The sequence below is a fragment of the Mesorhizobium sp. LCM 4577 genome (assembly GCF_001854795.2).
Lineage (GTDB): Bacteria > Pseudomonadota > Alphaproteobacteria > Rhizobiales > Rhizobiaceae > Mesorhizobium > Mesorhizobium plurifarium.
Genome location: NZ_MDDU01000036.1, coordinates 1 through 9,609 on the forward strand (window position 1 = coordinate 1; position 9,609 = coordinate 9,609).

Consider the following 9,609-nt stretch of genomic DNA (forward strand, 5'->3'; position numbering starts at 1 on the left):
GATCGGACAGATCCTCAACGGTGTCACACCGATCGAGTGCTCAAACTACTTCGCAAACTCTGGATATGACCGATGGTAATCCCATCCCGCTCTAGGCCGGCCCCCCGAGCTTTAGTTCGTCCGCGCCACCGGCGTCACCACCACCTGGCTGACGCCGGTGCGGCGCACCACGGTGCAGAGCGTCTCGCGACCGATGCGTTCGGCGTCGAGCATGCGTACCAGATCGTCGACGCCGGTCACCGGCCGGCCATCGATCGCCGCGATGATGTCGCCCTCCTTCAGTCCGGCCTTGGCGGCGGGGCCGTCCTTTTCGACGCTGCGCAGGCGCACCGCCGTGTTCGTGGTCACCTGCGACAGGAGTGCTGCACGGCGCGGCAGGTTGGTCGTGTCGGCGGAGACGCCGATGAAGGCGCGGCGCACGCGGCCGAAGCGGATGATCTCGGAGATGACGAAATTGGCGGTGTTGGAGGCGACCGCGAAGGCGATGCCTTGTGCACCGTGGATCATGGCGGTGTTGACGCCGATCACCTCGCCCGCCGACGACACCAGCGGTCCGCCTGAGTTGCCGGGATTGAGCGCGGCATCGGTCTGGATGACGTCGTCGATCAGCCGGCCGGTCGAGGCGCGCATCGAACGGCCGAGAGCGGAGACGACGCCGGCGGTGACGGTCCATTCGAAACCGAGCGGATTGCCGATGGCGATCGCGATCTGGCCGCGGCGCAGGCGCTTGGAATCGCCGAGCGGCGCGACATCGGCGAAACTGCCGTCGGCGCGCACCAAGGCGATGTCGGTATCCGGATCGCGGCCAAGCACGTGACCTTCGCGCGAGGCGCCGTCCGGCATAGTCACGCGCACGGCGCGGGCATCGCCGACGACATGGAAATTGGTGACGACCAGCCCGTCCTGCGCGATCACGAAGCCCGAGCCATGGCCGCCGGCACCGATGCGCTCGATGCGGCACACGGCCGGGCCGATACGGTCGACAGCATCGGCAACGGATGCCGAGTAAGCGTCGAGCAAAGTGTCATCGGATGGAAGTTGTTCGGCTGCGAAAGCCATGGGCGTGTTCCCTCGTACAATGATGACTATATGTGCGGAGCGGTCGCGATTGCCGCGACCTGACCACATGGCCAGTCCGGCCGGCGACTAGCCGTCAGGCGAGTACCCCCGGCGGCGTTCCGGAGCGATATCTGGGTCACAGAACCCAGGAGACAGTCTTATGAGCGACTTCAATCTCAGTGCCTTTTCCGACGCGATCGCCGATGTCGCGGCCACCGCCGCTCCCGCGCTGGCGAGCTTCGTCACGCACCATCACCGCACCGCGAGCGCCTTCCACTGGCGCGATGGCTACTTCGTCACCGCCGAGGAAGCGGTCGAAGCCGGCGAGGAGATCGAACTGACGCTGGCCTCCGGCGAAAGCATGAAGGCGGAGCTTGTCGGCCGCGATCCGTCGACCGGCGTTGCCCTGCTGAAGCCGGCTTCCGCCGCTGCCGGTTTGCCGCAACTCGCCCAGGCCGGCGCCGTGCGGCCCGGCAATCTGGCGATCGCCGTTGGCAATAGCGACGGCGCCGCGCTCGCCGTGTTCGGCACGGTCGGCGAGGTCGGGCCGGCCTGGCGCTCGATGCGTGGCGGCACGATCGACCGGCGTATCAATCTAGCCATCAACACCGGCGGCCGCTTCGAGGGCRGGCCGGTGCTCGATGCCAAGGGCGGGCTGATCGGCATGCTGTTGTTCGGGCCGCGCCGGCGGGCGCTGGTCATGCCTTACGAGACGATCGAGCGGGCGGTGGCGACGCTACGCGAAAAGGGTCATGTCGCGCGCGGCTATCTCGGCGCCGGGCTGCACCCGATCCGCAATGGCGACACCAAAGGCGCCATGGTGATGAGCCTCGACGACAACGGTCCGGCCAAGGCGGCCGGCCTGCATGTCGGCGACATCGTCGTCGCCTGGAACGGCGAGGCCGTGCACGGACCGCGCGAACTGATCCGCAAGCTCGGGCCGGACAGCGCCGGTACGACCGTGACGCTGGGTGTCTCGAGCGGCGGCGCCGAGCGCGACGTTTCGATCACCATCGGCGAGAAGCCGCTGAGCTGAGAGGATCGATGGTAAGCAGCGCGGCGCAGACGATTGCGAGACCAGAGCCGGCAACTCACCGGCTGACGGTGTTGATCGCGCTCGGCGACGCTGGGCGCGCCGAGCAGCTTGCCGATGCGCTGGCCGCGAGCGACGATCTGGCGCCGGCCTTGGCTGGAAGCGGCGTCGGCCAGATGGCGGATGTCGCCATCGCCGATGAGGCCGGCCTGGAAAGCCGGGTCGTCAGTTCGGGCACGCCCATCGTCCTGCTTTCGCGGCGTGCGGCCAGCGAGCGGGTGGCCGACAATGTGCTGGCCGTGCTGCCTGCCTTCGCCGATGGCCTGCTGATCGCCGCTGCGGCGCGACTGGCGGCGTCAGGCTACCGCGTCGGCAAGGCACCGCCGTTGGAGATCGCGCATGGCGATTTCCACGATGACGAGCTTGCCAGGGAAGAGACGCCTGACGACAACCAGGCCCGCCCGGCCCTGTCGCCGCGCGAGGCGGAAGTGCTGGCTCTGCTGGCCGAAGGCGCGCCGAACAAGGTGATCGCCCGGCGGCTCAACATTTCGGTGCACACGGCGAAGTTCCACGTCGCCGCCATCCTGATCAAGCTCGGCGCCGCCAACCGGACCGACGCGATCGCGATCGCGATGCGGCAAGGGCTGGTGCTGGTCTAGGCTTCCCCTGCACGACGCAGCGTAATCGCCGATTGGTTCGTTGGGGTCTTGCGCCACGACTGTCCGCCGCGCAATTTGCCTCCACATCGAAGAGGGAGGCGAAGGATGTCGCTCAACGGAAAGACGCTGTTCATCTCGGGCGGATCGCGCGGCATCGGGCTGGCGATCGCGCTCAGGGCGGCGCGCGACGGCGCCAATGTGACGATCGCGGCCAAAACCGCCGAGCCGCATCCGAAGCTGCCGGGCACGATCTACACGGCGGCCGAGGAAATCGAGCGGGCGGGCGGCAAGGCGCTGCCGGTGCTTTGCGACATCCGCGACGAGGCGCAGGTCGCCGATGCGGTGGCGAAAACCGTCGAGCGGTTCGGCGGCATCGACATCTGCGTCAACAATGCCAGCGCCATCCAGCTCACCGGCACGCTGGAGACCGACATGAAGCGCTACGATCTGATGCACCAGATCAACACGCGCGGCACCTTCCTGGTTTCCAAAATGTGCATTCCGCACCTGAAGTTGGCCAAGAATCCTCACATCCTGAATCTGGCGCCGCCGCTCGACATGAAGGCCAAGTGGTTCAAGAATCATGTCGCCTACACGATGGCGAAGTTCGGCATGTCGATGTGCACGCTCGGCATGAGCGCCGAGTTCGCCAAGGAGGGCATCGCGGTGAATTCGCTATGGCCGATCTCGACCATCGACACGGCGGCGGTGCGCAACCTTCTGGGCGGCGCGACGGTGGCGGCGATGAGCCGCTCGCCCGACATCATGGCCGATGCCGCGCATGCGATCTTCCTGCGACCGTCGCGCGAGGCGACCGGCAACTTCTACATTGACGAAGAGGTGCTGCGCGCCGAAGGCGTCACGGATTTCTCGATCTACGCACCGGGCGCAGCCGATCAGCTCGCGGGAGACTTCTTCGTTCCAGACGAGGTGTTTGCGAACTCGCAGACCAAGGTCAAAAGAATCTACTGACGGGCTCGGCGGTCTATTCCGCCGCCTCGGCCTTCTTGCCTTTCGCCAGCGCCATCACCCGGTCGATATAGGCAAGCATCAGCGCCGAAAAGACAAAGGCCAGATGCATGATGGTCAGCCACATCAGCTGCTCCGTCGTGTAGGAAGCGTGGTTGAGGAAGACCTGCAGCAGGTGGATAGAGGAGATCGCGACGATGGTCGAGGCGACCTTGACCTTCAGCGAGCCGACATCGATCGTTCCCAGCCAATGCACCTCGCCGTCCTGCTCGTCGAAGCGGCTGACGAAGTTCTCGTAGCCCGAGATGATCACCATCACCACCAGCGAGGCGACCAGCGCCGCGTCGATCAGGCCGAGCATCTTCAGGATGGTGTCGGTGTCGCCGAGCGTGAAGGCGCTGATCACAAACTCGTAAAGCTTCTTGCCGAAGGACAAGGCATATGTCGCGAGCGCCACGCCAAGCCCGAGATAGAAGGCGACCAGCAGCCAGCGCGAGGCGAGGATGACGGATTCGATGGCGAGTTCGAGACGCTTCATGAAGGCTTCCGGTCAAATTGCGATAGAGGCTATTTCGGCCAGACAGGGCCGGTTTTCAAGACAAAAAACCCCGCCGGGGAGGGGACCCGGCGGGGCTCAGTCGTGTCCCGCTGGAGTCGGGACAGGGCAGGGAACGCCCTGTAGGGAATTTGGGTGTCGCAATGCGGCAATTCAATGAGTTAGCTCCAGTCGACAGGACAAATCTTCTTGAGCCGGGAAAGGAAAAGGCCCGTCCGGCGCGGACGGGCCTTTACCTTAAGCGTTGATTCCAGAAATCCGATCAGGATCTTGAAATCCAACGCTCATTGCTGGTCACTGTTGCTCGCCACCGGCGCCACCAACGAGGTGATGCGGCGGATGGCGACACGCCGGTTCTCGCGGTTCGGCCCGGGCGTGTTCACCTTGAGATACTCCTCGCCATAGCCCTGCGTGGTGAGGTTCTCGGCCGGGATGCCGAAGGCGTTGGTCAGCGCCTCGGCGACCGCCTCGGCGCGTCGGTCCGACAGGGCGAGGTTCGCATCCGGCGTGCCGACGGCGTCGGTGTGGCCTTCGATCAGGAAGGTCTCGGCCGGGTTCTTCTTGAGCAGTTTTTCCATGGCGCTGGCGACGCCATCGAGCTTCTGCACCTCGGTGTCGGAGATCGTGGCCGAGCCGAAGTCAAAGTTCAACGTGTCAAGATCGATGCGCCGGGCGATATCGCGCACGCGGGCCGACCGCTTCACCTCGTCGATCGAGTAGAGACGCTGCACCCTCTCCACCGGCGGCTGCTCAAGGAAGGTGTAGTAGTCGTYGTCGCTTTCGACATCCTCGGAATCGAGAATGTAGTCCCGGCGGGGCATGTCGAGCCGCATCGGCGGCAGGTCGTCGCCGGGATCGCGCCACTCGTCGACATCGTTGTAATAACGCTCGTCGACATAGCTCAGCACATATTCGCGCCCGTCCGGCGTAATGCGCGAACGCCTGACGACATCGCCATTGCGGTTGCGGATGGTGACGATCCTGACGCCGTTATCGCGCTCCACGATCTCGCGGGTTCGGCCGCCCGAAAGATCCTCGTAGTAGACGTCTCTGGCGCCGCGCGTGATGCGAGGTGCCTCGTTGCTCTCCACGAATGTCTGGTTGTTGAACTGGAGGATCACGCGGTCTCCGAGCTGCTTGACCACATCAGCACCCTGCGGCCGCCGGCGTTCGCGCACAACGTCCTGCGGCGTCAGGTCGACGCGCTTGCCCTTTTCCTCGGTGACGGGAGCGATCTTTTCAGGCTGGATCGCCTGCTGCGCCGTCTTGTCGTCGGTGGGTGGCGGGCCCTGATCGACCGGGGCAGGCTGCTGCGCCTGTTGGCCACCCTGCTGTCCGGCCTGATTGGCGTTGCGGCCATTGCCGGCCTGACCATTTTCGGTTTGAGCGCCGCCGGTCTGGGCACCGCCGTTCTGGCCGCCGCGACGCTTGCGGAAGGCATCCTTCTGGCTGTCCAGAACCGGCGCCTCGTTCGGGTTGGCGGTTTCGCCCTGTGCGGCATTGCCGCCGTTGGCCGGTTGGTTGTTGTTCGCTGGCTGATTGCCGGTGACCGGCTGCTGCTGGCCGGTGGCGGGCTGGCCAGTCTTGGTTTGCTCGCCGGTCGCGGGCTGTTCGCCGTTTGCCGGCTGTTCGGCAGCCGGTTTCTTGCCGTGCTTCTTCTTGTCCTGGGCCTGTTCGCCCTGGACCGGCTGCTCGCCATTCTGCAGCGGTTCGGCCTGCGGCACAGGTTCACCTGCCGGCGCCGGCTTTTTGGCCGGCTCGTTGGTCTGCGTCTGCTCGGCAGGGGCGGTCTCGCCCTGCTGGTTCTGCTTGTGCCTCTTCCTGAGCTGATTGCCGCCTTGCTGGTTGTCATTGGCGGGAGCGGTCTGTTCAGCCGGGGCGACCTGCTCGCCGGCCTGGCCGGCGGGTTCGCCCTGCTGCTGATCGCGTTTGCGCTTCTTGCGGCCCTGGTTGCCTTGCTGGTCGCCCTGTAGCTGGTCTGTTGCGGCAGGCGCGGCCTGCTCAGCAGGCTGTTCGGCCGGCGCGGCTTCCTTCTGCTGGTTGCRCTTCTTCTTGCGCGGCTGCTGCTCGTCGGTCGCCGGCTGGCCACCCTGGTCGGCGGGCGCGGCCTCGGTCTGCTGCAACTGGTCACGCTTCTTGCGCGGCTTGAATTGCTGCTCGTCGGTTGCAGGCTGGCCGCCTTGATCGGCGGGCGCAGCCTCGGTCTGCTGCTGCTGGTCGCGTTTCTTGCGCGGCTTGAATTGCTGCTCGGCCGGGGCAGCTTCCCCGGATTGGCCATTGTCCATCTGCTGCTGCTCTTGCCGCTTCCGGCGCGGCTTCTGCTCGGGCTCGGCAGGTGCCGCTTGTTCGGTAGCCGGCGCCGACTCGCTTTGCTGCTGCTGTTCGCGCTTCCTTTTGCGCGGCTGCTCGGCTCCGCCCTGTGCGCATTCCTCGGCCGACTGGCCTTCGGCGCAAGCGGCCTGGGCCAGCACGAGCGGCGCGCCGTGCAGGCTGCCGGAAGCGGCACCCCCCTGCAGCGGGTACGCGCCCAACGGCGCGGACGCCATAAGCAGGCCGATTGCCGTGCCCGCCAGAATCCGTGGTTGGCGTTTCATATCAATTTTCTCCTAGTGGGGTCCCATCCCTGCCCAAACTTTCGTCAACCGCAATTGGTTCCGCCAGGCATTGGCGCCAGCCAAGGATGCCTGCCCGGCCTTTTGAAGGCAATTTCGTGTTTTTCTAATGTTGATACTGGGTCGTTCGTCACCGCAGCGCTTGACCGAAAGGCCGTGGATGGCCAAATCCAGCAAAATGACCGCGCCATTCTGGAAAACGAAGACGCTTGAGGCGATGACCCCGGCCGAATGGGAATCGCTATGCGACGGCTGCGGCAAATGCTGCCTGTCGAAGCTCGAGGACGAGGATACGGGCGAGATCTTCTGGACAAGCGTCGGCTGCAGGCTGTTCGATGCGCAGAACTGCCGTTGCTCCGACTATCCCAATCGCTTGGCGCGGGTGCCTGATTGCGTCGGCCTGACGCCGCAGAATGTGCGCACCATCACCTGGCTGCCAAAAACCTGCGCCTACCGGCTCATCGCCGAGGGCCATGATCTCTACTGGTGGCACAGGCTCGTTTCGGGAAGCGCTGCGACCGTACACGAAGCCGGCATTTCGATCCAGGGCCGCGTGAAGGCCAAGGAAACCGATCTGGCCGAGCCAGACGACTACTTTGATTATATACTGGACGACGAACCTTGACGGGTTCGCGTCTTGATGACGAACCGTAGCCGGTTCGCGTCTTGATGACGAACCGTAGCCGGTTCGCATCTTGATGACGAACCGTAGCCGGTTCGCATCTTGATGATGAATCCTGAGGGGTTTGCGTTATGACGACGAGCCCTGACGGGCTCGCGCCTTGATGACGAACCGTAACCGGCTCGCAACGCATATTGATGACGAAAGCTGAAGGGTCCGCGTTTAAGGACGAATCGTATGGGGTTCGCGTTTAAGCACTACGAGCAACGAACCTGGGCGGGTTCGCGTTTGAGGGCGGACTTATCAGGTCCGCATTTGGCACCAAGGGCGACGAACCCTGACGGGTTCGCGCTTACATGAACCGGACATGAATGGCCGGTTCGCGGAAAATTCAGACGCAAAAAGGCATTTTCCCATCATCGGTTCTAAGGGCGACAGCCCACAACAAGGAGAGAAGACGATGTTCAACACGATCAAGACGGCAGCTCTTTCGGCCCTGGTCGGACTTGGCGCCTTGGCCGCCATTCCGGCGCATGCGGACAGCCTCTATCTCGGTTTCGGGGACAGGCACGACCCGCGTTTCGGCATCTACACCGGCGACGACGACGGCTATCGCCGCGACTGGCGTCGCGATCGGGACTGGCGTGGCTGCTCGCCGGACCGCGCCCTCGACAAAGCCGAGCGCATGGGTCTGCATCGCGTCCGCATCGTCGACATCAGCCGTCGCACGGTGAAGGTCGCCGGCCGCCAGTATGGCGACCGCGTGGTGGTGGTGTTCGCCAACGAGCGCGGCTGCCCGATCATCTATCGCTGAGGCTGAAAGGGCGACCCTTCGCGAGGATCGCCTGTGCGGACGATCCCCCGCGGGATCGCCTATGAGATATGATCTTCTGCGAAGATCAATCGACTAGCGGAGCCCTTCGAGGTGAGGCGCGGCTCGAAAAAGCCCCGGAGGGTCGACCCTCCGGGGCTTTTTTGCGTGTCGGTGGCGCGCCTGCGGCGCCGGCCGGTCGTTACTTCAACTCAAAGGTGACCGTGACCTGGACGTTGTAGGAATTCTCGCCGGCCTGCACCGGGACGGCCGAACGCGCCGCATCGAACGACTTGGCCGCCATCGGCATCGGCGCCGGCGCGATATTCTGGTCGGTGATCTCGAGCACCTTGCCCAGGCTGACGCCCGCCGCTTCCGCAAGCGTCTTTGCCTTGGCCATGGCGTCGGCGACGGCCTTCTTGCGCGCCTCGGTGATCGTCGCCTTCGGATCGTCATTGGTGAAGGCGATGCCGCCACCCTGATTGACGCCGAGCGACACCGCCTTGTCGAGAATCTCGCCCGTCTTGTCGACATCGCGCACGCGCACCGACAGCGTGTTGGTCACCTGGTAGGCAACGAGCTGCGCCTCCTGGCTGCCGTCGGCCTTGTTGGTGTAGTTGTAGCGCGGGTTGATCTGTATGCCGGCAGTCTGCAGGTCGCGTTCGGCAATGCCCGCGGATTTCATCGCCGCGATCACCGCCGCCATGGCGTCGTTGTTGGCATCGAGCGCTTCGCGCGCGCTCTTGGCCTCGCGCATGACGCTGAGTGAAAGGATCGCCATGTCCGGCGCCACCGTCGCTTCGCCTTCGCCGGACACGATGATGCGGGGCGGAGGCTGGGTGTCGGCGGCGCTTGCCAGCGCCGGAAACGCGACCGCGGCAGCGAGCGCGATGGGCAAAAGATGTCTGGTCATGAAAACTCCTCGAAGTCTGCGGTCCGCAGCCCCGAGCCGCATCTGCCTCGACCCGCAAAGGCATCGATTCCCGGCAGTGCGGCGCAAGGGCCGGACCTGTTTCGCGCCCTATGGGCGCAGGCCGCTCTACGGCGCGAATATGGGCTGATTTTGGCGTTTTGCGCCAGCGCTTTCGAAAGCCTTGTGCGACGACAAGAAAAACACTAAGCCAGCCCGCGTGGGGCCTGTAGCTCAATGGTTAGAGCCGGCGGCTCATAACCGCTTGGTTGGGGGTTCGAGTCCCTCCGGGCCCACCAAATTATTGTATATCAATACGTTGCGCTTAAGACTGACGCCGACGATCTTGTGCAGAAACCCTGCTCAAGGGGATAGCGC

At 64.7% G+C, this 9,609-nt stretch carries 9 protein-coding genes and 1 tRNA gene; 6 read left to right on the top strand and 4 right to left on the bottom strand.

All coding sequences use genetic code 11. The features are described from left to right. Window positions 1–111: 111 nt before the first annotated feature. Window positions 112–1,059, bottom strand: coding sequence for a S1C family serine protease (locus LCM4577_RS26920; protein WP_071074183.1), 948 nt, complete (start codon window positions 1,057–1,059; stop codon window positions 112–114). Between the two features lie 160 nt (window positions 1,060–1,219). On the opposite strand from LCM4577_RS26920, the gene LCM4577_RS26925 reads away from it, so the two are divergent. The 3 genes from LCM4577_RS26925 (at window position 1,220) to LCM4577_RS26935 (ending at window position 3,723) form a co-directional block, all read left to right on the top strand. Next, window positions 1,220–2,095, top strand: coding sequence for a S1C family serine protease (locus tag LCM4577_RS26925; protein ID WP_071074184.1), 876 nt, complete (start codon window positions 1,220–1,222; stop codon window positions 2,093–2,095). Window positions 2,096–2,103: 8 nt separating this feature from the next. Continuing rightward, on the top strand, window positions 2,104–2,751 hold the full coding sequence (locus tag LCM4577_RS26930) for a helix-turn-helix transcriptional regulator (protein WP_071074185.1): 648 nt from the start codon (window positions 2,104–2,106) through the stop codon (window positions 2,749–2,751). A gap of 105 nt (window positions 2,752–2,856) precedes the next feature. Further along, window positions 2,857–3,723 carry an NAD(P)-dependent oxidoreductase gene (locus LCM4577_RS26935; protein ID WP_071074186.1) on the top strand — a complete coding sequence of 289 codons (867 nt, stop codon included), beginning with the start codon at window positions 2,857–2,859 and terminating at the stop codon, window positions 3,721–3,723. 13 nt (window positions 3,724–3,736) lie between these two features. Here the strand turns inward: LCM4577_RS26935 and LCM4577_RS26940 are convergent, their stop codons facing one another. Further along, window positions 3,737–4,258, bottom strand: coding sequence for a TIGR00645 family protein (locus tag LCM4577_RS26940; RefSeq protein ID WP_040989454.1), 522 nt, complete (start codon window positions 4,256–4,258; stop codon window positions 3,737–3,739). A gap of 302 nt (window positions 4,259–4,560) precedes the next feature. Beyond that, window positions 4,561–6,870 carry an OmpA family protein gene (locus LCM4577_RS26945; RefSeq protein WP_071074187.1) on the bottom strand — a complete coding sequence of 770 codons (2,310 nt, stop codon included), beginning with the start codon at window positions 6,868–6,870 and terminating at the stop codon, window positions 4,561–4,563. Between the two features lie 196 nt (window positions 6,871–7,066). Here LCM4577_RS26945 and LCM4577_RS26950 point away from each other — a divergent pair, with 196 nt between their 5' ends. Both LCM4577_RS26950 and LCM4577_RS26955 read left to right on the top strand, forming a co-directional pair. Further along, entirely contained in the window at window positions 7,067–7,513 is a 447-nt protein-coding gene (locus tag LCM4577_RS26950) for a YcgN family cysteine cluster protein (RefSeq protein WP_071074188.1), read from the top strand. Between the two features lie 457 nt (window positions 7,514–7,970). Continuing rightward, entirely contained in the window at window positions 7,971–8,324 is a 354-nt protein-coding gene (locus LCM4577_RS26955) for a hypothetical protein (protein WP_116390018.1), read from the top strand. Between the two features lie 199 nt (window positions 8,325–8,523). Here the strand turns inward: LCM4577_RS26955 and LCM4577_RS26960 are convergent, their stop codons facing one another. Further along, the gene (locus LCM4577_RS26960) at window positions 8,524–9,234 is read right to left on the bottom strand and encodes an SIMPL domain-containing protein (RefSeq protein ID WP_041002396.1); all 711 of its coding nucleotides are present in this window, start codon (window positions 9,232–9,234) and stop codon (window positions 8,524–8,526) included. Between the two features lie 220 nt (window positions 9,235–9,454). Here LCM4577_RS26960 and LCM4577_RS26965 point away from each other — a divergent pair. Beyond that, window positions 9,455–9,530: transfer RNA gene (locus LCM4577_RS26965), tRNA-Ile, on the top strand. Window positions 9,531–9,609: the final 79 nt, after the last annotated feature.

Excerpts from the sequence above, each read along its gene's own strand:
- LCM4577_RS26930 (WP_071074185.1), top strand. The coding sequence starts at position 2,104 with ATGGTAAGCAGCGCGGCGCAGACGATTGCGAGACCAGAGCCGGCAACT.
- LCM4577_RS26960 (WP_041002396.1), bottom strand. The coding sequence starts at position 9,234 with ATGACCAGACATCTTTTGCCCATCGCGCTCGCTGCCGCGGTCGCGTTT.
- LCM4577_RS26920 (WP_071074183.1), bottom strand. The coding sequence starts at position 1,059 with ATGGCTTTCGCAGCCGAACAACTTCCATCCGATGACACTTTGCTCGAC.
- LCM4577_RS26955 (WP_116390018.1), top strand. The coding sequence starts at position 7,971 with ATGTTCAACACGATCAAGACGGCAGCTCTTTCGGCCCTGGTCGGACTT.
- LCM4577_RS26940 (WP_040989454.1), bottom strand. The coding sequence starts at position 4,258 with ATGAAGCGTCTCGAACTCGCCATCGAATCCGTCATCCTCGCCTCGCGC.
- LCM4577_RS26950 (WP_071074188.1), top strand. The coding sequence starts at position 7,067 with ATGACCGCGCCATTCTGGAAAACGAAGACGCTTGAGGCGATGACCCCG.
- LCM4577_RS26935 (WP_071074186.1), top strand. The coding sequence starts at position 2,857 with ATGTCGCTCAACGGAAAGACGCTGTTCATCTCGGGCGGATCGCGCGGC.